Genomic DNA, 21170 nt, shown 5'->3' on the forward strand with positions numbered 1-21170 from the left:
GTGTTCACTGTGACCTTGTGGGTTCGGGGGCCCTGGGGACGGGGGGCGTGGAGGACGCGGTGGCACTCGGCGACGTGGTCGGCTCGGGCTTGTCGGCGGCCTTGTCGTCGGGCTTGGCCGCGGACGACTTCAGCTCTTCGATCTTTTTCAGGCCCGCCTCGACGGTGGGGACGGGGATGCCGTCGCGGACCTGGCCCTGCTGGAACGCACCAAGGGTCGTGATCGATTCTGCGGTGCTCTGGGCGACCTCGAAAAGCTCAAAGGGGCCGAGGTTGGTCTTCACGCCTTGGAAAACCACGATTTCGTTACCTCTGGCCCCTACGAAGTATTGATCGTCCAGCCATTGCCCGCCGAAGTACCAGCCTAGGCCGCTTCCGATGACGATGACACCGCCCGCCGCGGCCACAAGGGGCCACAGCCGGCGACGTTTGGCCGGCCTGGCGGTGGCCCTGATGATCGGCTCGTCGGGATCGTCGTCGGCGATGACCGGTTGCGGCATGGTGACCGCGCTGGCACGTCCCGCCGGGGTGTCCGGTGGCTGTGACCGTGGCATGCCGGAGCCGGCGGCACCGACCACGGCCGCCTCGGTGCGCGGGACGAAGCTCTCGTCCACCTCCAGCACGTCCGCCAGGACGCAGGTGATGTTGTCCGGACCACCGCCCCGGTTGGCCAGGTCGATGAGGGTGCGGACCACCCCGTCGGGATCCTCGATCGTGGAGAGCGTGTGGTGCAGGGTCTCCGCGCTCACCACCCCGGACAGGCCGTCGGAGCAGAGCAGGTAACGGTCACCGACCTGGGCCTCGCGCAGGGACAGGTCGGGGTCGACCTCACCGCTGCCGTCGAGCGCCCGGAGCAGGATCGACCGCTGTGGGTGGGTGGCGGCCTCCTCGGCGGTGATCCGGCCGTCGTCCACCAGCGACTGCACCAGCGTGTGGTCGTGCGTGATCTGGTAGAGCTCTCCCGCGCGCAGCAGGTAGGCCCGGGAGTCGCCGACGTGGACCAGGGCGACCCTCGTCCCGGACCAGAGCATGGCGGTGAGGGTGGTGCCCATGCCCTTGAGGCTGGGATCACGGCCCACCATCTCGTGCAGCTTGCGGTTGGCGTCGCGTACCGCTGCCTCGATGGTGCTGAGCAGGTCACCTCCCTGGGCGTCCACGTCGAGTGAGGACATCGCGGCGATGGCGACCGAACTGGCCACCTCGCCGTGTGCGTGGCCGCCCATGCCGTCCGCGACGGCGAGCAGGCGGCCGCTGGCGTAGGCGGAGTCCTCGTTGCCTTCGCGGAGGAGGCCGACGTCAGAGCGGGCGGCGTAACGGAGTGCGATGGTCATTTGCGCAATTCGATGACGGTCTTACCGATGCGGATCGGAACACCGAGCGGCACCGGAGTCGGACGGGTGACTTTTGAGCGGTCGAGATAAGTGCCGTTGGTCGAGCCGAGATCTTCCACGATCCACTGACCGTCCTGGGGGAAGAGCCGGGCGTGCCGACTGGAGGCGTAGTCGTCGCTGACTACCAGCGTCGCGTCGTTCGCCCGGCCGATGGTGATGGGCGTCTCCGAGAGGGTAATGGTGGTGCCTTGCAGGGGGCCACCGGTGACGACCATCTGCCGTGGCTCCCCCTTCTTGGATTTGGCCGCGGGCTTCACCGGCTTGGGAACCTTGCGCGCGGGGACGACGGCGGCCGTGCGTGATCCGAACAAGTCCGTCCGGATCACGCCGACCGCGGCAATCACGAAGAACCACAGCACCGCGAGGAAAGCGAGCCGGATCAGCAGCAGCGTGAGCTCGGACATGGACCGTCTATTTACCTTTAATCGCGCCGGAAAACCAGAGTCGTTCGCCCCAGCGTCACGCGAGTGCCGTTCTGGAGCTCGACCCGGCGAACCGGCTGGCCGTTGACGAAGGTGCCGTTCGTGGAGCCGAGGTCGACGAGCGCGACCTGGGGACCCTCCACCCGTAGCTCGGCGTGGTGCCGGGACACACCCGGGTCGACCAGCCGTAGATCACAGTCGGTGCCCCTGCCGAGCAGGGTCACCGGGGTTGTCAGGTCGAAGGACCGCTGGCCCTGCGGGTCGTCCTGGGTGGACACCAGCAGGCGGGGGCGGCCTCCGAACGCGTGCGGTTTGGCGGTGGGCACGTCGCTCACCGGCTGGCGGATCTCGTCCTGCTCGACCGTCGCGCCACGGATCACGCCCGAGCGGATGCGGAACAGACCGACCGCGAGGTCGTCTGCCGTCTCGAAGCGGACCCTGACCGGTCCCACGAAGGAGTATCCCTGTTCCTTGGCGTACTCCCTGGCGAGGTTGGCCAGCTCGTGGCTGATGCTGTCCGCGTAGACCTCCAGTCGCTCGCTGTCGGTCGTGGACAGCTCGACCACGAAGTCGTTGGGCACGAGAGTGCGCCCCTGGGCGACGATCGCCGCCCGCTCGTCCATCTCTCGTTGGACCGCACTGGCGACCTCTACCGGCTGAAGGTCAGATTTGAACGCCCGCGCAAAGGCCCCTTCAACCAAGCCTTCGAGCCTCCGCTCGAAACGCTGAAGGACTCCCACCGGGTACCTCCCCTCCTCCGTCTATGTGGTCGCGGCCGCTTGGGGGCTCGTTGGCTCGGTCCTCGCTCTCTCGCACCCAGCTGCTCCGCTTTCGCATCTAGGAGGATCGTATCCGGGTTCGTGGGTACCGGCTGATACGTGCTAATGTTTCGACCGCACCCAACAAGGGCGGGTGGCGGAACGGCAGACGCGCACGGTTCAGGTCCGTGTGTCCGAAAGGACGTGAGGGTTCAAATCCCTCCTCGCCCACAAGATCATGACCCCGGTTACGCGGATACCGCGACCGGGGTCTTGTCGTTTCCTGGGAAACCGCGCATTCATCTGAGCCGTCCATGAGGTCTCGTGGCGGACCGAGTCGATCATCGATCAAGGTAGCCGCTTGCTCCGTTATAGAGAAGTCTCGGGGCTTACGTATGGGTCTTGTGGTTTTTGGGGCGGTGCGGCATGCCTTCCCGTTCTACCCGGACACGCTTGCTGATCGCTTTCGGATGACTTGCATGGGTTCGCCGGTTGACTTATTACGCTGACAGAGAAAACGGGCCGAGGGGGAGGATCTCCCCCGGCCCGCCGAGTCGATGGATCGGCGGGCCGATCCGGGACGAGGTGGTCCCGCAGGTGCGGCGCCCACCGGCACCCCCGGCGCCCACCGGTGTTCACCGGGGGCGACGGCGGGGCGCCTCGGAGACGACCTCGGCACGGAGTGCCCAGGTGGCCGGTGAGGGGCCCCGGCCGCCGCACTAGCGGGTCGCGAGCACCCGGACGCCCAGGATCTCGCCGAGCAGGTCCGTGAGGCTCACCATGCCGATCACCTCGCCGCCGCCGTCCGTGACGAGGCCCAGGTGCGCGTGGGCGTCCTGGAGGGCGGAGACGGCGTCGGGGATCGTGGTGGCCTTGTCCAGGCGGGGCACCGGCCGGGCGAGCTCCGCGGGGCTGGCATCCGGCCGGACGAGGATGTCCCTGACGTGCACCACGCCCAGGACGTCGCGCGGCTGGCCGGAGGTGACCAGCAGACGCAGGTGCCCGTCGCGCGCGGCCACCTCGCGGATGTGCGTGCCCGTCGCGTCGCCGGGCACCGAGGTGGCCTTGGCCAGCGGCAGCATCAACCGCTCGACCGGCTGCTGGTGGACTCGCAGGGCCCGGGTGAGCAGGTCGTGCTCGTCCCGGTCGAGCAGTCCCATCCGGCCCGACTCACCGACCAGCATCGCCAGCTGGACAGGGGTCCTGGTGGTGGCCAGCTCGTCCCTGGGATGCACGCCGAACAGCTTCAGGATCCCGTTGGTCAGGCCGTTGAGCGAGGCGAGCACCGGCCTGACGGTCCAGGTGAAGCCGCGGAACGGCAGGGCCAGACCCATCGCGGCGATCTCGGGATGGGTCAGCGCCCACGACTTGGGCGCCATCTCGCCGACCACCATGTGCAGGAAGGTGATGATCGCCAGTGCGATCATCAGCGAGATGGGGACCCGTAGCGACTCGGGCACGCCGACCGCGCCGAATACCGGTTCCAGCAGGTGCTCGACGGCAGGCTCGGTCACCATGCCCAGACCGAGCGAGCAGAGCGTGATGCCCAGCTGCGCACCGGCCAGCATCAGGGAGAGCTCCCTGCCGCCGCGCACGGCGGCGCGGGCGGCGATCCGGGTCAACCGGCCGCCCTTGCCCGCGAGCTCCTCCAGACGGTGCCTGCGGGCTGAGATCACCGCGAACTCGGCGGCGACGAAGAAGGCGTTGCCGATCAGCAGGGCAACACCGAGCAGCAGGGCGGCGGTGGTGCTCATCGTCGCTTCACCCCGCTCCGCTCGATCATGGAAGTCTCCGGGACAGGCTCGATCATCTGCGGCGCGGTCATCGCCGGATCATCCTCTCTCCCCGCCGTTCCCGGCGTCGCGTCCCCCTCGGGATCGTCCTTTTGCGGTACGGCGAGCGACAGCCGTACCCACTCGGGGACCCTGCGGTGCACCGACAGCACGGTGAGCACCGCGTCCTTCTCGTCGGCGCCGTCGTTCTCCAGGGGGTCGTTCCGCAGGGTCAGCGTGACGGTCACGCTGTCACCGGGCTCGGCCATCCGGCCGAGGACGGCGAGCACGAGGCCCGCGACGGTGTCGTAGTCGTCGCTCTCCGGAAGCTGCAGCCCGATGGCCCGCTCGATCTCGTCCAGCCTGAGCGTGCCCGGCAGGTCCCAGGTGCCCTCCTCACCCGCGACGACCCCCGCGGGCTCCGGATCGTTCTCGTCGACGAGCTCGCCGACGAGTTCCTCGGCGAGGTCCTCGACGGTGACCACGCCGGCCAGGCCCCCGTACTCGTCGATGACGCACGCCAGGTCGTCGCGGGCGGCGCGCATGCGCTCCAGCACGACGGGGAGCGGCAGGGAGGTGGGCACCAGGAGCGCGGGACGGGTGATCCTCTCCAGCGTCCCGGTGCTCAGCCCCGACTTGAGCAGCTCGCGCACGCCGGTGACGCCGACCACGTCGTCGCCGTTCTGGTCGCAGAGCACCGGGTAGCGGGAGTGACCGTGCCTGCGGACGGCGTCGATCAGGTCGGAGATCGGGCGCTCCTCCCTCAGCAGCACCACGCGGGGACGCGGCACCATGACGTCCTCGGCGGTACGGTCGCCGAACTCCAGCGCGCGCTCAAGCAGCTCCGACAGCCGTGGCGGCAGGTCGCCGGTGCTGGCGGACTCGGAGATGATCCGGGACAGCTCCTCGGGGCTGGCGCCGTGCTCGATCTCCTCCACCGGCTCGACGCCGACCCGGCGCAACAGGCCGGTGGCGGCGGAGTCGAACAGCCGGATGACCGGTCCGGCGATCCGCAGGTAGATCAACGTCGAGCGGGCGAGGAACTTCGCCACCGGCTCGGGACGGGCGATGCCCAGGTTCTTGGGGGCGAGCTCGCCGAGGACCATCTGGATGACTGTGGCGACCGCGACGGCCAGCGCCACGGCGATGCCGGGCACGGCGCCCGACGGGACTCCCGCGGCCTCCAGCCAGGGGCGGATGACCGTGGCGATGGCGGGTTCGGCGATGAAACCGACGAGCAGCGCGGTGACGGTGATGCCGAGTTGCGCGCCCGACAGCATGAACGACAGGCGTCCTGTCACCTTCAGCGCCCGTTCCGCGGCCACGTCGCCCGAGTCGGCCTGCTCACGCAGTACACCGCGGTCCGCCGCGACGAAGGCGAACTCCTGGGCGACGAAATAGCCGGTGGCGAGGGTGAGCAGAAGTACGGCCAGCAGGCCCAGAGCCGTGTTCACCGGGTAGCTCTCCCGGTCGGTTCAGCGGTTCCCGTGCGTTTGCACGGGCAGGTACTCCACGAGTCCGGAGTGGACACGATCATCCTTTCGAGCAGAGGTAGTTCTCTACCGTAACGATCCGGGTAGGGGTTGATGTTTCCGGATCAGCAGACGATCGCATTGTCGGTGGCTAACAACCTGTCTGAGTACATTTACATAGGGAAACCTTGGGGACCCTGCGGCATGCGCGTGAGCCGCGACGTAGCGTCGATAATGACGTTTTCACCATGAGATCAAGAAGTGGCGGGACACGACGTGGCTGACTGGCCCGAAGACGACGATCGCACTCGCGCGCTGCGGTCGCCCACGCCGGGGCCCGCGCCGCAGCGAGCGGCCGGGCAGCCCGCCCACCCCCTGCCGGGCGGGCCGGCGGGGTCCACCCGGCGGGGGGCGTCCGCGGGTGAGGAGGTGCCGCCCCCCCGGGGAGGCTCGCGGGTGTACGGCAAGGCCAGGTCGGGCTCCAGCCCGGTCAGACCGCTGAACGCCTCCTCCGACGGCTCCCGCGCCGGCTCCGGCGGCCCGGGTGGTGGCGGCGGGCCGCGGTTGTCGGGCTGGCGCCCGAAGCGTCCGGGCAGGCTGATCGTGCGGATCCTCGCCGGGCTGCTCGTCGTGCTGCTGGTCGTGGCCATCGGCGGATATTTCATGATCAACTCCCGGCTGACCAGGATCGAGGCGCTCACCGACTACGAGGGCCGGCCCGCCGACACCCCCGGCACCAACTGGCTGCTGGTCGGCTCCGACAGCCGGGAGGGCCTGACCGCGGCACAGCGTAAGAAGCTCGCCACGGGCAAGGCCGTGGGCCGCAGGACCGACACGATGATGCTGCTGCACATCCCCGACGGTGACGGCCGCCCGACCCTGGTCAGCCTGCCGCGTGACTCCTACGTGCCGATCGACGGTCACGGCAGCGACAAGCTCAACGCCGCCTACGCCTTCCAGGACGGCGGCCCCAAGTTGCTCGCCAAGACCGTGGAGAAGGTGACCGGGTTGCGGCTCGACCACTACATGGAGATCGGCTTCGGCGGCTTCGTGGGCATCGTCGACGCCATCGGCGGGGTCGAGATCGACGTCAAACAGGCCATCAAGGACCCCAAGGCCGGGATCAACCTGAAGAAGGGGCTCCAGCTCATGGACGGCGGGACGGCCCTCGGCTACGTCCGTACCCGTGCCACCGGCACCATCCCGGACTTCGACCGGACCCAGCGCCAGCGGCAGTTCTTCTCCGCGGTGGTGAAGAAGGCGGCCAGCCCCGGGGTCCTGATCAACCCCTTCACCTCCGTGCCGCTCGCGCTGAGCGCCGCCGACTCGGTGTCCGTGGGCGAGGAGACCGGCGCCTTCGACCTGCTCTCCCTCGGTCTCGCCATGGGTGACAACCCGGTCACCACCGTCGTCCCGGTCGGCTCCCTGCCCACCATCAACGGTCAGGCGGTCGTCAAGTGGGATCGGGAGAAGGCGCTGCGCCTGTTCGACGCGCTGGCCGAGGACAAGCCCGTCCCCAAGGACGTCCTCGCCAAGTAGGGCCGCTGCCCCCGCCGTGGTCGTAAGCACTCCGTAAGCGGCGCGCGACCACGGCACCGGTAGCGTCGATCCCGAGGCCGGTCTCGGCCTCGAGGACCAGAGCCGGGGCCCCCACGCCGGAGGTATTCGATGAGGATCAAAAGACTGCTCCGACACCCCGCCACCTGGGGCGTTCTGGCGGTCGGTACCGTCGTGCTCGGCGTCGCCCTCTACCTGTTCCAGCCCTGGCGCCTGTTCACCACGGTCGAGGTGAACGAGGCGTTGCCGGCCGTGGCCGTGACCTCCGGGCCGGAGGCGACCCCGGTGGTGGAAGACGGGGCGAGCGAGCCCGCCAAGGCACCCGAGGGGCCGAAAAACCTGGCCAAGGGCACGTTCATCTCCCACGAGCACGAGACCACGGGCAAGGCGAGGGTGCTGGAGCTCCCGGATGGGAGCCGGGTCCTGCGGATCGAGGACCTGGACACCTCCGACGGCCCGGATCTGCGGGTCTGGCTGAGTGACCAGCCCGTCAAGGAGGGCAGGGCCGGATGGTTCAACCTGGACGACGGCAAGCACCTCGAACTCGGCGAGCTGAAGGGCAACCGGGGTAACGCCAACTACGCCATCCCCGCGGGGGCCGACCTCGACAGCCTGAAGAGCGTCACCATCTGGTGCAAGCGCTTCGGCGTCTCCTTCGGCGCCGCCGCCCTCACCTGACACAATGCCCGGATTATGAGTGTTTCCGAGGAACTGCATGCCATTGGCCGCCCGCTCGTCGAGGTGCAGCTCGCGCACCCGACGGTGGTCGGCATCGCGCGAGGGGACCTGCCCGAGCCGGTGTTCCGGTCCTGGCTGGAGCAGGACTACCTGTTCCTGCTCGACTACGTCCGGGTTTTCTCGCGACTCGCCTGGCAGGCCCCTGACGGGCACCTGGGCGACCTGGTGGATCTGGCCCACGCCACGTTCCACGAGGAGTTGAACCTGCACCGTTCACTGTCCGCGGAGTTCGGCGCCGATCTCGGCGGGGTGCGAAAGGGGCCTGCCTGTGCGGCCTACACCTCCTTCCTGCTCGACTCCGCGGCCGTCTACGCCGACGGCCTGGCCGCGCTCTACCCCTGCATGTGGGGTTACTCCACGCTCGGTCGAGCCCTGGCCGAGAACCCGCCCGACGAGCCGCGATACCGTGCCTGGGTCGACACCTACGCCCACCCGGCCTTCGCCGAGCTGACCGAGCGCATCGCCGTGATGATCGACGAGGCGGCACCCGATCCCGGCAGGGCGGGAAAGCTGTTCACCGAGGGAATGGCCCACGAGCTCGCCTTCTGGGACGTGCCCTGAGCCTGTCCCCTCGTGGCCGGCTTTCGTCTTTCCCGGCCTCCTGACCTCCCTCGCCTTCGGCTCCGCTCTCCTCGGCGGCGGTCTCGCCGGTCCTTCGGCCGCAGGGCACCGAAGGTTGGCCGATCCAGTCGGTCAGTTGTGGTGAATTAGCTCACTATCAGGGGAAATTGAGAGTCCGGATGAGGGCGTCCGAGAGGCTTTGTGCACCCATCAGGTGTGGGAGTTGGAACAATGGGCGCATGAGTGTTCCTGAGGTCGAGGTACGGGCCGTGCCGGATGACGCGTTCCTGCTCGACGTACGCGAGAACGACGAGTGGCGTGCCGGGCACGCGCCGGGAGCCGTCCACATCCCGCTGGGTGAGCTGCAGTCCCGGGTCGACGAGGTGCCCAAGGACGCGCCCGTCTACGTGATCTGCCGGGTCGGCGGCCGTTCCGCCAACGCCGCCGCCTGGCTCAACCACGTGGGCCGGGACGCGATCAACGTCGGCGGCGGTATGCAGTCCTGGGAGATGGCGGGGCGTTCGATGGTCGCCGAGAGCGGTCAGGACCCGTTCGTGGCCTGAGTGGCCTGAGTGGCCTGAGTGGCCTGAGTGGCCTGAGCGGTCTCAGTGGCTCGGGGGCCTGAGTCGACGTCCATCGAGGAGGCGGTCCTTGCCAAGAAAGGAATAAATGACATAAACGGGGTGAATTATCTACCGCGGGAGCTCGGGCGTGACCGGGCTGAGAGGGCGGAACCACGCAGAGGGTCGCACAGACCCTCCGACGCGCCGCCGACCGCGTGAACCTGTCCGGACAGTGCCGTCACGGCCCATCGCGTGGCCCCTGCGCAGGTCAGAGGCCACCTAAAGGTGGCGTAGGTGGCCCCTTTGGCGTCCGTACGGCTACGAAGTACAGCAGCAGCCTGGCTGAGAACCTAATAAGTGTGTGTTTTCGAACCCGGGATCCGTGTTACGTGGTTTTACCGATGCCGATAAGCAACGAGTCTTGGAAGTATCGCGTCCGCCTTTGCGGCGGACTTCGCCATTGGCCCCGGGAAGTGCCAATGGCGGCCGATACCTTGCGTCAACCTACGCGACACGACATGAAGGAGTGCTCATCGTGACACCCGAGACGGACCCGGCGACTGACCTCAGCGGGTGGGGTGCCGCGCTGGCCAGTGCCTTCGAGATACTGCTCGATGGAAAGCCGACCGTCGACCCCGCCGCCAGATACGGGGTGTATTACGCCTCGGACCCCCTCGACGAGTTCCTGTTCCCGAATCCCTGGGCCACCCCTGACGCGCTGTCAGGTCGGGAGCCGAGGTACCTTCCGGATTCGGATGGTGAGTACCCCTTCTCCCCTTGGGCATGGCAGTTCAACCTGAGCGAGTCACTGTTCCGCTTCGACGCCGAACTCCTGGCAGGAACGGGACCGTGGGGCGACGGCGGGCACAAGGGCCCCCGGCCGTTCGGCGACACCTTCGTCGCCGACCTGCGGACCGTCTCCTCGGTCGATGAAGCCGGTGAAGTGCTGGTGCACGGCGCGGAGTTGGGGCCGCTCCTGGGCCGCCATGGCGTCGACCTGACCAACAAGAAATCCAAGAAACTGAACGGCTGGCTGACCGTACTGCTGCGCGTCGCCACCGATGGCACTCTCACCGATGCGATGCGGGCCGCCACGTTCACCGAGCGTGGCCCCGAACACCTGGTGTCGATTCACGACATGGATAACGCCTGCTCCGCCGACGAGCCCTGGGAGGAAAGGCTGAGCGCGGTCACGCATCCCGCGCTCCGCGACCATCTCCGCATGCTCTGCCTCACCGAGGACGACGCGCGCAGCGAGGGCGGCTTCTACTGCGGCACCGACTACTGGCCGTGGACCGATGTCCTGGAAACGGTCGGCTGCTCCCTTGTTGCAGGCTGGGGGTTCGGCGAGTCCCAGGCCGGTACCGCCGTCGTGCGATTGCCAGACAAACCAGGAACGCGCTGAGCACGCCGCTTCATAATCTCTCATTGAGAACACCTCAGTAGGGAATCAGCGTCTCCTTTAGGCCGATTTTCTTGGCCAGTTGGGGGGCGCCTTCGCGGGCCAGGCGTCTGGTCATGAGGGTGATGGCGGCACAGGTGATAAGGGTCTCGGAGTGCTGGACGAGCCGTTCATAGTCCCGGGCGTGGCGGCGTGCGTGCATCATCCACGCAAGGCTGCGTTCGACGACCCAGCGGTGGGGCAGGACGACGAAGCCGGAGGCGTCCTTGGGACGGCTGACCGGCTTGATCGTCAGGTTGAGGTGCTGTTTCGCCCAGTCGTCGAGTTTTCCGGTGTAGGCGGAGTCGGCCCAGACGATGGTGATCTCGGGGTGCATCGGGCGGAGGCGGAAGCGGCTTCCGTAGCGAGCAACTGCGCCCTTTCAGGAAGAGGCGCCGAGGGGCCTCTAGGACGCTAGGTCCCTGGTGGAGCGTCGGATCAGCCTCTAGGAGCCCCTCTCGACCCAGGGCTCGGACGGCTTGCCGTACAGCTACCCCTACGTATGTAGCTGTACTTCTGCGGACGTGCACAGACTCGTCTCGTGAGACGGTCGCGCGAACCCCGCGCTGGCCGAATCCAGACAGATGGTGCATCATGATGGGCGCGAGCTGGGGTGATCTCGGCTTTGCGTATCAACCAACGCGGGAGCTCGGGGCAACCGGGCTGAGAGGGCAGCTACTGCCGCTGCCGACCGCATGAACCTGTCCGGGTAATGCCGGCGTAGGGAGCGTGTGATGTCGCCTGCCGTCGTTGACTCCAAGTCAGCCGAGGCTCCCCTCACCCTCGACGAGGCTCCTCCCAAGGAGCTCGGCGTGCTCGACCAGGGCGCGCTCTGGGCCAACCTGGGGGTCAGCCTGCTCGGATTCTCCGGCGCGATCGCGCTGATCGATCCACTCGGCGACCGGCCGCTGAGCTTCGTGGCCGCGGTCCTGGCCGCCGTCGTGGGCAGCGTCATCGGCACCGCGATGGTCGGCCTGGCCGCCATTCCCGGGCAGCGGACCGGCGCTCCGGCGATGGTCCTGCTCCGCGGGCTGTTCGGCGCCAGGCTCTCGTACCTGCCGACCGTGCTGAACATCATCCAGATGTTCGGCTGGGGCGCGTTCGAGCTCTGGGTCATCGCCCAGGGCGCCCAGGCCATCGCCGGATCCTTCGGGATCGAGGTGCCGTACGCGGTCTGGGTGGTCGTCGGAGGGGTGATCACCACCGCGCTGAGCATCCGGCCGCTGGGAGCGGTCCGGTTGCTCCGCCGGTACGTCACCGCCGGCGTGGTCGTCTCGATGATCTGGTTCGCGGTCGCCCTGTTCAGCCGGGGACCGTCCATCGGCGATGGATCGTGGGAGGCCTTCGCGCCCTCGGTCGACTACGTGATCGCGCTGTCGGTCTCGTGGGTGCCGGTCGCGGCGGACTTCGCCCGGTTCTCCAGGTCCGGCAGGGCCACGTTCACCGGTGTCGTCGGCGGCTACACGATCACCCAGGTGGCCTGCCTGGTCCTGGGAATCGCGGCGCTCGCCCTGGTCGGCAACGACACCGAACGGGTCTGGGACCCCTTCGTGGCCGCGGCGCTCGGCCCGCTGTTCTTCGGCATCCTGGTGCTCCGGGAGACCGACCAGTCGTTCGTGAACGTCTACTCCACCACCATGTCGCTGCAGAACCTGATGCCCAGGTTGGACCGCAGGGTCATCTCCGTGGTCATCGGGGTACTGGTCACCCTGCTCGCGATCTTCGTCAAGGTCGACACCTACACCGCGTTCCTGAGCCTGATCGGGGCGGTCTTCGTGCCGATGTTCGCGGTGCTCGCCGTGGACTACTTCCTGCTCGGCGGCGCCAGGCGCTGGGACACCTCCGACAGCGCGCCCTCGCGCTGGCTCATGGTGGCCCCGTGGCTGCTGGGCTTCGCGGCATGGTGGATGCTCGCCGCGCTGCCGGTCGCCCCGGAGCTGGCCTGGTGGACCTCGTTCTGGACCGATGCCCGTGACCTGCTCGGCTTCGTCCCGCAGCCGTGGATGAGCGCGGCCGTCGGCGCGTTCCTCGTCGCGGGTCTCGTCACCCTGGGCGCCGGTGCGCTCCGGCGCCGTCCCTGACCGGGCGGAGGCGCGCTACGCGCGGGACTCGATGCGCAGCAGGCGTTCCTTGGCGGCCGAGCCCCCGGCGTACCCGCCAAGGACCGACTCGCTCTCGACGACCCGGTGGCACGGCACGATGACGCACACCGGGTTGCTGCCCAGCGCGTTGCCGACCGCGCGCAGCGCCCGCGGCCTGCCGATCCGCTCGGCGATCTCGCGGTAGGTCGTCACCGTTCCGTACGGCACCGAGAGCATCATCTGCAGCACCGTCCTGGAGAACTGGGTGGCCAGGCGCAGGTCGACCGTTGTGGTGAAGGCACGGAGCCGGGCGGAGAAGTAGGCGTCCAGCTCCCGGCGGACCGGGTCGAGCCGCCGGGGGTCCGGCCCGATGAAGGTGCCGACCTCCCTGCTGATCCGCTCGAAGACGACGTTCTCGTCCTCGTAGCTGCAGGCCACCACACCCCGGCCGGTCACGGCGAGGGTAAGACGCCCCAGCGGTCCGTCGAGCGTGCCGAACGCGATGTCGGGATGGCTCGTGCCGACGTAGTCGGGCGAGGTCACCCGTAGCAATGCATCGATGTCGCCGGATGACATGGCCCCACCCTTTCGTATCCAGGTGTGTGGTGACCGCAGAGTATCGGACGGATCGCCCGGCCAGTGGCAACACGTGCGGGACGAAAGTGCCAAGATCAGGCCGGTTGAGACGGCACTATGGGTGTGTGGTGGACTACACGGCCGACAATGACGGGGGCATCGGCCGGGCGGTCGTGGCCGACGCGCCCAACGCGATCGTCGCCATTGATCGTGAACAGACGGTCATCGCCTGGAATCCCGCGGCCGAGCGCCTTTTCGGCTGGTCGGCCGAGGAGACGGTCGGCCGGCGGGTTCCGGTGGTTCCCGAGGAGCTGATGGCCGAGCACAACGCGGTCCTGGAGAAGGTCCGCACCGGTGGCCAGGTGTCGCTGCGGACCAAGCGGTTCCGCCGGGACGGCAGCCTGCTCGACCTGCGGGTCGACACCGGCGCGCTCTCCTCGCGGGACGGCACCCTCAGCGGTTATGTCAGCGTCTACCACCTGGCCCAGGACGACGAGAGCGCCAACGACCGCAACGCCCGCCGGGCACAGCTCGTCCGCCGGCTCACCGACGTGGTCGCCGACATCAACGCCGAGCTGGAGCTGCCCGCGGTGCTCGATCGGATCGCGGCCAGCCTCGCCGACCTGACCGGGGCCGACGCGGGCGGGTTCGTGCTCATCGAGGGCGACCGGCTCCGCCTCGTGGCCCGCCACAACCTTCCCGGCTCGATGCGGAACTCCACGGCGGACCTCCGCACCAGCCTGGTCGGCAAGCTGCTGCGCGAGGGCAGGACCATCCTGCTGGAGACCGGTGACCAGGACCGGCTGGACGAGCTGATCTGGTCGCAGCTGCCCGGCCTGCACACCATCGCGCTCGGTCTCGCGGCCATGGGCGGGCGACCGTACGGCGCGCTGTACGCGCTCTTCGCCAAGCGCAAGGTGGGCCACCTGGAGCTGGAGCTGCTGGAACTCCTCGCGGGTCACGCGGGCATCGCCGTGGGCAACGCGATGGCCTACCAGGAGGCCGTACGGCAGCGGGCCCACGAGCGGGCGGTGTTCGACGCCAGCGCCGACGGCATAGCGGTCCTCGACGAGCTGGGCCGGGTCGTCCAGTGGAACCCGGCCGCCAGCGAGCTGACCGGCTTCCACTCCGCCGAGGTGATCGGCGGTCCGCCCCCGTTCCAGCTCCCGGCACCGGGAGAGAAGCTCACCATCCAGTTGCCCTCGGGCATCTGGCTGGACGTGCTCTGCGCGGAGATCGTGGAGACGGGCGAGATCGTGGTCGACTTCCGCGACATCACCCGCGCGAAGGAACTGGAGGAGGCCAAGGATCTCTTCCTGGCCACCACCAGCCATGAGCTCCGCACCCCGATCACCGTGGTCCGCGGCTTCGCCGGCACCCTCGACGACCGCTGGGACAGCATGACCGACGCCGAGCGCCGTGCCGCGGTGCACATCATCGCCGAGCGGGCCCGTTCCCTCGGCCAGCTCATGGACCACCTGCTGCTGGGCTCGCGCGCGGGGGCCGGCGAGCTCACGCTCAGGATCGAGGGCTTCGACCTGGCCGAGCTGGTGCGGGGAGCCACGTTGGGCCTGCCGATCCTGTCGGATCTGCACCGGGTCGAGGTCGACGTCCCCGATGACCTGCCCCTGGTCTCCGGCGACGCGCTGGCCACCGATATCCTGCTGGCCCAGCTGCTGGAGAACGCTTTCAAATATTCGCCGGACGGTGGTCTGATCAGGGTAGAGGCATGGGTGGATGGTGACCGGGTGGTGTTGGTCGTGGACGATGAGGGCGTGGGCATCGCCCACGCCAGCAGGGAGCGCGTCTTCGACCGCTTCGTCCAGGCGGACAGCGGTGACCGCCGCAGGTTCGGCGGAGTCGGGCTTGGTCTCTACATCGTGCGCAGCCTGGCACGGGCCCAGGGAGGAGAGGTGTCGGCGCATCCACGCCCCGCGGGCGGCACCCGGATGAGGTTGGCACTCCGCATCGCCGACACGCCGGACGCTCTTACCTGATCGACACGCCAAGGCGGTAACGAGTCGGTAACGGATCCGCTGATCTATTGTCGAATGTGCACAAGCTGTAATTGCTGCTCGGTTTCCGAGGCTATTTAACGGGGCATTTCGGTCGTACTGGGGTGAGTTCCTCAGAGGGGAAAGGCATACGGGGAGGTGAGTGCGTCGAGCGTCGTGTTGTTGCCGTATGCACCGTCCAGCGTCGCTGTCGCACGCCAACGCCTCTGCTCTGACCTGCAGGAACGGGGTGTATACGAGACCGCTATAGATGACGCGGTGCTCGTGGTCAGCGAGTTGCTGAGTAATGCGCTGCGTCACGCGCATCCGTTGCCGTCGGGGCAGATCAGGGTGTCATGGCACTGGACCGAGGAGCAGGTCGAGGTTGCGGTGAGTGACGGTGGCGCGGCCACCGAGCCAAGGGCAGGGCGCCCGACGCTCTCCTCCCTGGGAGGGCGAGGCCTCGGAATCGTCGAATATCTGGCCTCGACATGGGGAGTCAGGCACGAGGGGGACATCACCACGGTCTGGGCGGTGGTCACGGCGGTCAACACGGTAGGTAACGGCCATGTTTCCACCCCCGAACCCGCCCTCAGGGAATGCGGATAGTCCTTCCGTCGGGTGCCGTCCCGCTTCGCCTGTCATGAAGCGGGACGGCACCTTCTCCGTCCGGAGTGTCGTCAGCCTCCGGCGAGCGCGGGCCGGTGCAGTACCGCCCGCTCCCCGGTGCTCCAGGCCGTCGTGACGAGCAGGTAGATTCCGGCCGCGAGCGGCAGCACCGCCGCGACCAGCACGGTCCCGTACGGCAGCAGGGGCAGCATCCGGCGCAGCGCCGCGGGCTGGACGTCCTCACTCATCGTGCTCCGCGTCTGGCGGGAGGCGGCCCACGCCACGGCGACGAGCAGCAGGAAAAGCCCGGCGAAGACCAGGGTCGGGCCGCTGAGCAGCCCGAACCCGGCCACCGTGCCCGCGAACTGCTGGCCGAGCGGCACCCCGAGGAGCCCGTGGGTCAGCAGCGCGTTGGCCTGGCCGGCGATCGTCGAGGAGACGAACGCCTGGTAGGTCACCATGAGGAACGGCAACTGCGCCACCGACGGCAGGCAGCCTGCCAGCGGTGAGGTCCTCTCCCTGGCGTAGAGGGCGGCCAGTTCCCGCTGGAGCCGTTCGGGATGGCGGCCATGGCGTTTCTGGAGTTTCCGGACCTCAGGCGCGAGGCGGATCCTGGCCCGCTCGCCCCTGGCCCGCATGACGCTGAGCGGGAGCAGCAGGAGCCGGACGAGGAGTGTGAAAACGACGATCGCGAGCGCGGTGGAGCCCAGTGGCCCCGCGAGCGCGGTGATGAGGTCGGCGGTGAACCCGATGACGGGGTCGAACATGGTTGGGGCCCTTCTGACCGGAGTGGAGACGGTACAGAGGACGCCCGCGCACCGCGGGGGTTTTCAGAGCGCGTGCGCGCGGCACACGGTGGTCGCGGGGGGTTACGCGGGCGCCGGGCCCGCGGAGGGTGCTCTGGGCCGGGATCTCCCTGCCGCGTCGGGGTCGCGTTGCCGGACGAACATCGTCCGCCTGGCCCGATCGCGCCGCGACAGCGGCGACCGCGCCCGCGCACCGGAGGTGACGGGCGCCGGTCGCAGTGCCCAGGCGAGCAGGAGCACGCCCAGCCCGACCACGGCGGTCGCCGTCAGGACGCCGCCGCCGTCGAACATCCAGACCGTCAGCGTCTGGACGGCGAGGAGCAGGTTCATCTCTTGGACTTGGACACCACGGTGACCAGGGCGACGACCGCGAAGGCCACGACCGCCAGCACGATCACGAACTTCAGCAGCCCGAAAAGGGCGGGCAGCACGAGCCCGAACACCACGTAGAGCGCGAGCAGGGCGCCCAGGACCGCCAGCACGATACGACTCATGTGTTCCACCGTACGCTGACAGGGGAAGCGGCGGGCGCCTTGATCGTAACGATCGAGTGCTTACGGACCGGTGACACGGCTTAGGGATCTCCCCTCGCGGGCCTACCGTTGAGGTCATGAGCGCGCGGATTCTGGTGGTCGACGACGATCCGATGGTGGCCGAGGTGGTGGCCCGCTACCTGGAACGTGACGGTCACCTGGTCGAGTGCGTCGGAGACGGCGCCGAGGCGCTCAGGCGCGCGCTGTCCAACCCGCCGGACCTGATGGTGCTCGACCTGATGCTCCCCAAGATGGACGGGCTCCAGGTGTGCAGGAAGCTCAGGGAGCGGTGGCCGGTCCCAGTGATCATGCTGACCGCGCTGGGTGAGGAGATGGACAGGGTCGTCGGTCTGGAGACCGGTGCCGACGACTACGTCACCAAGCCCTTCAGCCCCAGGGAACTGGCCCTGCGCGTGCAGTCGGTGCTGCGGCGGGCGCGCGGCGCCTCGCTGCCGACCGGCACCGGGGTGCTCAGGGACGGTGATCTGACCGTCGACGTCGGGGCGCACGAGGTGCGGTTCCGAGGCGACGAGATCATGCTGACCGCCCGCGAGTTCGACCTTCTGGCCCACCTGATGCGCAACCCCCGCCAGGCCTTCAGCCGCTCCGCGCTGCTCAACCAGGTCTGGGGCTGGTCCTTCGGCGACTCCTCCACGGTGACCGTCCACGTCCGCCGCCTCCGCGAGAAGATCGAGCCGGATCCGACCGTTCCCCGGCGCATCGTCACGGTGTGGGGCGTCGGCTACCGCTACGAACCGCTGGTGGAGCCGTGATCCCCGAGATTCTGCTGATCGTCGCGGTCACCGCCGGCCTCGGCCTGCTGGTCGCGCTCGCCGGGCTGGGGGCGATGTGGCTGCTGCGCGAGCGGTCGATCGGCGCGATGCTCGCGGTGGTCGTCGTGGTGACCGTGGTGGCGACGGTGGGCGGCGTGGTCGCCATCACCCTGAAAATGATCATTGAGGGTACGCCGAGGGACATCGTGCTCAGTGTGGTCGCGGTGGGTGGTCTGGTCGGGCTGGGCGTCGCGACGGTGCTCGCCCGCCGGGTCGTGGCGGCCAGTCGCAGGCTCGTCGACGCCGTGCACGCGGTGCCCGCCTCGGGGGAGTTCACCCCACCCGGAGGTCTCCCCGCCGAGCTCGGCACGATCGCCGGGAGCCTGGATCAGGCCTACCGGCGCCTGCGCCTGGGTCACGAGCGCGAGCGCGCCCTGGAGAGCGCGCGCCGTGAGCTCGTCGCCTGGGTCAGCCACGACCTGCGTACCCCGCTGGCGGGCATGCGGGCCATGGCGGAGGCCCTGGAGGACGGGGTGGTCGCCGACCCCGAGACCGTAGGCCGTTACCACCGGCAGATCCGCCTGGAGGTGGACCGGCTGTCGGGAATGGTCGACGACCTCTTCGAGCTGTCCAGGATCCACGCGGGGGCGCTGCGCCTGTCACGCAACCGGATCGGCCTCGGCGACCTGATCGCCGACGCGCTGGCCGGGGTGGAGCAACTGGCCAGGGCCAAGGGGGTGCGGCTGGCCGGCGAGGTCGACCCGGTGATCCCCGTCCAGGCCGACGCGGCCGAGCTCTCCCGGGCGCTGCGCAACCTGGTGGTCAACGCGATCAGGCACACTCCCGGCGACGGCACCGTCCTGGTCCGCGCCTCGATCGAGGGCCAGATCGCCTGCCTGTCCGTCGCCGACTGCTGCGGCGGCATCCCGGCGGACGACCTGCCCCGTGTCTTCGACGTCGCCTTCCGCGGCGAGGCGGCCCGCACGCCCAGTGCCGACGGCGCCGGAGCGGGCCTCGGCCTGGCGATCGCGCGCGGCATCGTCGAGGCCCACGAGGGAGCGATCGGCGTCGTCAACTCCGGCCCGGGCTGCCGCTTCGAGATCCGCCTGCCGATCTCCGTCTGAACGGCACCGCCTGGCCGTCGTCACGGGGCGCCGTCACCGGCCCTGATCCGATCGGCCCGGGTCCGGCGAGCCGCCGGTTCGGGCCGTCAGCCGGGGCCGTTGCCGTTGCCGTTGCCGTTGGAGGTCGGCGCCGTGGCGTCGTTCTCGGGTCTCACCGAGACCATGAGGGTCACCTGCGCGCACTCGTCGTCCTCGGCGGTGCCGGTTTCGACGTGCCGGCAGGAGGTGAGCCTCCTGGTGGTGCCCAGGGACTCCACCATCGCCCGGAACGTCGGGCACGGCCAGCGCCACATGCAGCTGCGGCAGCGCAGGATCGGATGTGCCGTGTCGCTGGTGATGCCGCCCGCGTCACGAGGCTGGTGCAGGTCGAGCAGCCTGACGCCGAGCGTGGCGAAGTCGAGGAGCTCTTCGCGTGCCCCTTCGAGGAAGTCGAGGTCCTCGGTCGACAGGCTGGTTCTGATCGGGACGTGTCCCTCGTGATTCACCAGGCTCCGCAGTGAACTCGCCGCATCGCGCCACGAGGTGGCCTTGTCGGTACGAGTGATCATGGACTCCAGATGTTCCCGGAGCCGCTGCCGCTGGAGATCCTCGGGTTGGTCGGTGTTCATGAATGCGTTCGAGCCCGTTTCCTGTAACTCAACGGCTGTCGCTGCCGTAGCGCAGCGATGATCGGGAGTGTCGGGTCTTCTCCCTTTTCCGGCCAAGCCGGTGTTGCGCAGTGTCAAGCTTCGCGCACTCCGGGTTTCCATGAGGCCGAAACGGGGGACAAAGGGCGGACGACTCGGGTTGTTCAAGAGAGCGTGACCGGTGGCTCTCGCGCCGCTAGTGTGCCCGCTGTGGAGCTAAAAGTCTCAACTCGATCTCATGCCGGGCACACCGTCGTGACCATCGTTGGCGAAATCGACCTATACACCGCACCTCGCCTGCAGGCCGAGTTCACCCGGCTGCTCGGGCAGAGCCAGACCATGCTCGTGGTCCTCGACATGTCCGCCGTGGAGTTCTGTGACTCCACCGGCATGAACGTGCTGCTCTCCGCGCTCAAGCGGCTGCGCGAGCGCGGAGGCACACTGGAGGTGGCGGCGCCTCGGCCCGCCGTACGCAAGATCCTTCAGGTCACGGGCCTAGACTCGGTCTTCGTCGTGCACGAGACCCTGCCGGAGAAGCTGATGACCTCCGAATCCCAGGGATGACCCGCTCCCCACGGCCGAAGCCCGGGGTTTCCACGCTGGAGGTGTTCGATGACCGATACGGCGGCGATCATTCCCGCCAAGAACGAAGATGATCGGATCGGGGCGACCGTGGCCGCGGCTCTGGCGCTCCCCGGCGTCGATCTCGTCATGGTCGTCGACGACGGCTCGACCGACCAGACGGGGCGGGTGGCCAAGGCGGCCGGGGCCCACGTCGTGCGGCACAGCCACAACCGGGGCAAGGCCGCCGCGATGGAGAGCGGTGCCGAGGCCGTCCGCCTGCTCGACGCCGAGGAGCCCCGGCACCTGCTGTTCCTCGACGCCGACCTGGGAGAGACCGCCAGTACCGCCGCGCCGCTGATCGAGCCGGTCGCGGCGGGCGAGGTCGACATGACGATCGCCGTCTTCGCCACCCGGGTGAAGCTCGGCGGCCACGGGTTCGTCGTGAAGCTCGCCCGTGAGGGCGTCGAGCGTGCCACCGGCTGGACGCCCGTCCAGCCGCTCAACGGCCAGCGCTGCCTGACCCGGGCGGCCTTCGAAGCCGCCCGGCCACTGGCCCACGGCTTCGGCGTGGAGACCGGTCTCACGATCGATCTGCTCAGAAAGGGCTTTCGGGTACGCGAGGTCCAGGTGGAGATGGCCCACCGGGCCACCGGCACCGACTGGCGGGCACAGCTCCATCGGGCCAGGCAGTTCCGCGACGTCGCCCGCGCCCTCCTGGTCCGCCGCTGAGCCTGGCGACATTCACCCGGCGAGCGGCTCCTCGCGGGTCCGGCGAGGACTCGCGGCCTCCAGATCTGTGATGTCTTTGCA

22 protein-coding genes, 1 tRNA gene, 1 pseudogene and 1 riboswitch are annotated in these 21170 nt (G+C 69.0%); of the genes and pseudogenes, 13 read left to right on the forward strand and 11 right to left on the reverse strand.

Translation table 11 applies throughout. The annotated features are described in order from the left end of the window. Nucleotides 1-4: 4 nt before the first annotated feature. The 3 genes from ABT061_RS08010 to ABT061_RS08020 are packed head-to-tail and all read right to left on the reverse strand — an operon-like array spanning nt 5 to nt 2552. Nucleotides 5-1330, reverse strand: a complete 1326-nt coding sequence (locus tag ABT061_RS08010) for a PP2C family protein-serine/threonine phosphatase (protein ID WP_350913963.1) — start codon at nt 1328-1330, stop codon at nt 5-7. Further along, nucleotides 1327-1794 (reverse strand): FHA domain-containing protein FhaB/FipA, encoded by a 468-nt coding sequence (locus ABT061_RS08015; RefSeq protein WP_350913965.1) that lies wholly within the window; start codon nt 1792-1794, stop codon nt 1327-1329. The genes ABT061_RS08010 and ABT061_RS08015 overlap by 4 nt, the downstream gene beginning before the upstream one ends. Nucleotides 1795-1811: 17 nt before the next feature. Beyond that, nucleotides 1812-2552, reverse strand: a complete 741-nt coding sequence (locus ABT061_RS08020) for an FHA domain-containing protein (protein WP_350913967.1) — start codon at nt 2550-2552, stop codon at nt 1812-1814. Nucleotides 2553-2718: 166 nt separating this feature from the next. Between ABT061_RS08020 and ABT061_RS08025 the strand changes: the two genes are divergently transcribed. Beyond that, nucleotides 2719-2801: transfer RNA gene (locus ABT061_RS08025), tRNA-Leu, on the forward strand. Nucleotides 2802-3289: 488 nt separating this feature from the next. Here ABT061_RS08025 and ABT061_RS08030 read toward each other — a convergent pair. Both ABT061_RS08030 and ABT061_RS08035 read right to left on the reverse strand, forming a co-directional pair. Then, entirely contained in the window at nt 3290-4324 is a 1035-nt protein-coding gene (locus ABT061_RS08030) for a hemolysin family protein (RefSeq protein WP_350913969.1), read from the reverse strand. Then, the gene (locus ABT061_RS08035; protein ID WP_350913971.1) at nt 4321-5796 is read right to left on the reverse strand and encodes a hemolysin family protein; all 1476 of its coding nucleotides are present in this window, start codon (nt 5794-5796) and stop codon (nt 4321-4323) included. The genes ABT061_RS08030 and ABT061_RS08035 overlap by 4 nt, the downstream gene beginning before the upstream one ends. Before the next feature lie 294 nt (nt 5797-6090). Here ABT061_RS08035 and ABT061_RS08040 point away from each other — a divergent pair, with 294 nt between their 5' ends. From ABT061_RS08040 to ABT061_RS08060, 5 genes are all read left to right on the forward strand, one after another. Further along, entirely contained in the window at nt 6091-7353 is a 1263-nt protein-coding gene (locus ABT061_RS08040; RefSeq protein WP_350913973.1) for an LCP family protein, read from the forward strand. A 129-nt stretch (nt 7354-7482) separates the two neighbouring features. After that, a complete protein-coding gene (locus tag ABT061_RS08045; protein ID WP_350913975.1) occupies nt 7483-8049 on the forward strand; it encodes a DM13 domain-containing protein in 567 nt (188 codons plus the stop codon). 15 nt (nt 8050-8064) lie between these two features. After that, nucleotides 8065-8670, forward strand: a complete 606-nt coding sequence (locus tag ABT061_RS08050; RefSeq protein WP_350913977.1) for a TenA family protein — start codon at nt 8065-8067, stop codon at nt 8668-8670. Nucleotides 8671-8909: 239 nt separating this feature from the next. Next, entirely contained in the window at nt 8910-9233 is a 324-nt protein-coding gene (locus tag ABT061_RS08055; RefSeq protein ID WP_350913979.1) for a rhodanese-like domain-containing protein, read from the forward strand. A gap of 535 nt (nt 9234-9768) precedes the next feature. Then, complete coding sequence (locus tag ABT061_RS08060; RefSeq protein WP_350913981.1) at nt 9769-10638, forward strand: hypothetical protein; 870 nt, start codon at nt 9769-9771, stop codon at nt 10636-10638. 41 nt (nt 10639-10679) lie between these two features. Here the strand turns inward: ABT061_RS08060 and ABT061_RS08065 are convergent. After that, a pseudogene (locus ABT061_RS08065) lies at nt 10680-11026 on the reverse strand (transposase); the annotation flags it as partial. A gap of 279 nt (nt 11027-11305) precedes the next feature. Continuing rightward, nucleotides 11306-11418: riboswitch (TPP riboswitch) on the forward strand. Here ABT061_RS08065 and ABT061_RS08070 point away from each other — a divergent pair. Beyond that, nucleotides 11409-12755: a purine-cytosine permease family protein gene (locus tag ABT061_RS08070; protein WP_350913983.1), complete on the forward strand. Its 1347-nt coding sequence runs from the start codon at nt 11409-11411 to the stop codon at nt 12753-12755. Its footprint overlaps the riboswitch before it by 10 nt. Nucleotides 12756-12770: 15 nt before the next feature. On the opposite strand, the gene ABT061_RS08075 is transcribed toward ABT061_RS08070, so the two are convergent. Further along, a complete protein-coding gene (locus ABT061_RS08075; RefSeq protein WP_343970715.1) occupies nt 12771-13331 on the reverse strand; it encodes a methylated-DNA--[protein]-cysteine S-methyltransferase in 561 nt (186 codons plus the stop codon). A gap of 125 nt (nt 13332-13456) precedes the next feature. On the opposite strand from ABT061_RS08075, the gene ABT061_RS08080 reads away from it, so the two are divergent. After that, the gene (locus tag ABT061_RS08080) at nt 13457-15328 is read left to right on the forward strand and encodes a sensor histidine kinase (RefSeq protein WP_350913985.1); all 1872 of its coding nucleotides are present in this window, start codon (nt 13457-13459) and stop codon (nt 15326-15328) included. A gap of 174 nt (nt 15329-15502) precedes the next feature. Beyond that, a complete protein-coding gene (locus ABT061_RS08085; RefSeq protein WP_245651822.1) occupies nt 15503-15934 on the forward strand; it encodes an ATP-binding protein in 432 nt (143 codons plus the stop codon). A gap of 71 nt (nt 15935-16005) precedes the next feature. On the opposite strand, the gene ABT061_RS08090 is transcribed toward ABT061_RS08085, so the two are convergent. The 3 genes from ABT061_RS08090 to ABT061_RS08100 form a co-directional block, all read right to left on the reverse strand. After that, a complete protein-coding gene (locus ABT061_RS08090) occupies nt 16006-16701 on the reverse strand; it encodes a YidC/Oxa1 family membrane protein insertase (protein ID WP_350913987.1) in 696 nt (231 codons plus the stop codon). 102 nt (nt 16702-16803) lie between these two features. After that, nucleotides 16804-17070, reverse strand: a complete 267-nt coding sequence (locus tag ABT061_RS08095) for a DUF6412 domain-containing protein (RefSeq protein WP_350913989.1) — start codon at nt 17068-17070, stop codon at nt 16804-16806. Next, nucleotides 17067-17234 carry a hypothetical protein gene (locus tag ABT061_RS08100; protein WP_350913990.1) on the reverse strand — a complete coding sequence of 56 codons (168 nt, stop codon included), beginning with the start codon at nt 17232-17234 and terminating at the stop codon, nt 17067-17069. The genes ABT061_RS08095 and ABT061_RS08100 overlap by 4 nt, the downstream gene beginning before the upstream one ends. A gap of 116 nt (nt 17235-17350) precedes the next feature. Between ABT061_RS08100 and ABT061_RS08105 the strand changes: the two genes are divergently transcribed. Further along, nucleotides 17351-18046, forward strand: a complete 696-nt coding sequence (locus ABT061_RS08105) for a response regulator transcription factor (protein ID WP_350913992.1) — start codon at nt 17351-17353, stop codon at nt 18044-18046. Beyond that, nucleotides 18043-19170, forward strand: a complete 1128-nt coding sequence (locus ABT061_RS08110; RefSeq protein ID WP_350913994.1) for a sensor histidine kinase — start codon at nt 18043-18045, stop codon at nt 19168-19170. The genes ABT061_RS08105 and ABT061_RS08110 overlap by 4 nt, the downstream gene beginning before the upstream one ends. A gap of 86 nt (nt 19171-19256) precedes the next feature. On the opposite strand, the gene ABT061_RS08115 is transcribed toward ABT061_RS08110, so the two are convergent. Beyond that, the gene (locus tag ABT061_RS08115; RefSeq protein WP_350913996.1) at nt 19257-19778 is read right to left on the reverse strand and encodes a hypothetical protein; all 522 of its coding nucleotides are present in this window, start codon (nt 19776-19778) and stop codon (nt 19257-19259) included. A 228-nt stretch (nt 19779-20006) separates the two neighbouring features. Between ABT061_RS08115 and ABT061_RS08120 the strand changes: the two genes are divergently transcribed. Further along, the gene (locus tag ABT061_RS08120) at nt 20007-20360 is read left to right on the forward strand and encodes an STAS domain-containing protein (RefSeq protein ID WP_350913998.1); all 354 of its coding nucleotides are present in this window, start codon (nt 20007-20009) and stop codon (nt 20358-20360) included. Between the two features lie 48 nt (nt 20361-20408). Then, nucleotides 20409-21089 (forward strand): glycosyltransferase family 2 protein, encoded by a 681-nt coding sequence (locus ABT061_RS08125; RefSeq protein WP_350914000.1) that lies wholly within the window; start codon nt 20409-20411, stop codon nt 21087-21089. The last annotated feature ends 81 nt before the right edge of the window (nt 21090-21170 follow it).

This window comes from Streptosporangium sp. NPDC002544 (assembly GCF_040295965.1).
Taxonomy (GTDB): Bacteria; Actinomycetota; Actinomycetes; order Streptosporangiales; family Streptosporangiaceae; genus Streptosporangium.

What these genes read in the sequence shown, in the direction of transcription:
- ABT061_RS08045 (WP_350913975.1), top strand. Translation starts at nt 7,483, where the DNA reads ATGAGGATCAAAAGACTGCTCCGACACCCCGCCACCTGGGGCGTTCTG.
- ABT061_RS08125 (WP_350914000.1), top strand. Translation starts at nt 20,409, where the DNA reads ATGACCGATACGGCGGCGATCATTCCCGCCAAGAACGAAGATGATCGG.
- ABT061_RS08030 (WP_350913969.1), bottom strand. Translation starts at nt 4,324, where the DNA reads ATGAGCACCACCGCCGCCCTGCTGCTCGGTGTTGCCCTGCTGATCGGC.
- ABT061_RS08015 (WP_350913965.1), bottom strand. Translation starts at nt 1,794, where the DNA reads ATGTCCGAGCTCACGCTGCTGCTGATCCGGCTCGCTTTCCTCGCGGTG.
- ABT061_RS08105 (WP_350913992.1), top strand. Translation starts at nt 17,351, where the DNA reads ATGAGCGCGCGGATTCTGGTGGTCGACGACGATCCGATGGTGGCCGAG.
- ABT061_RS08095 (WP_350913989.1), bottom strand. Translation starts at nt 17,070, where the DNA reads ATGAACCTGCTCCTCGCCGTCCAGACGCTGACGGTCTGGATGTTCGAC.
- ABT061_RS08090 (WP_350913987.1), bottom strand. Translation starts at nt 16,701, where the DNA reads ATGTTCGACCCCGTCATCGGGTTCACCGCCGACCTCATCACCGCGCTC.
- ABT061_RS08100 (WP_350913990.1), bottom strand. Translation starts at nt 17,234, where the DNA reads ATGAGTCGTATCGTGCTGGCGGTCCTGGGCGCCCTGCTCGCGCTCTAC.
- ABT061_RS08115 (WP_350913996.1), bottom strand. Translation starts at nt 19,778, where the DNA reads ATGAACACCGACCAACCCGAGGATCTCCAGCGGCAGCGGCTCCGGGAA.
- ABT061_RS08075 (WP_343970715.1), bottom strand. Translation starts at nt 13,331, where the DNA reads ATGTCATCCGGCGACATCGATGCATTGCTACGGGTGACCTCGCCCGAC.
- ABT061_RS08055 (WP_350913979.1), top strand. Translation starts at nt 8,910, where the DNA reads ATGAGTGTTCCTGAGGTCGAGGTACGGGCCGTGCCGGATGACGCGTTC.
- ABT061_RS08010 (WP_350913963.1), bottom strand. Translation starts at nt 1,330, where the DNA reads ATGACCATCGCACTCCGTTACGCCGCCCGCTCTGACGTCGGCCTCCTC.
- ABT061_RS08050 (WP_350913977.1), top strand. Translation starts at nt 8,065, where the DNA reads ATGAGTGTTTCCGAGGAACTGCATGCCATTGGCCGCCCGCTCGTCGAG.
- ABT061_RS08070 (WP_350913983.1), top strand. Translation starts at nt 11,409, where the DNA reads ATGTCGCCTGCCGTCGTTGACTCCAAGTCAGCCGAGGCTCCCCTCACC.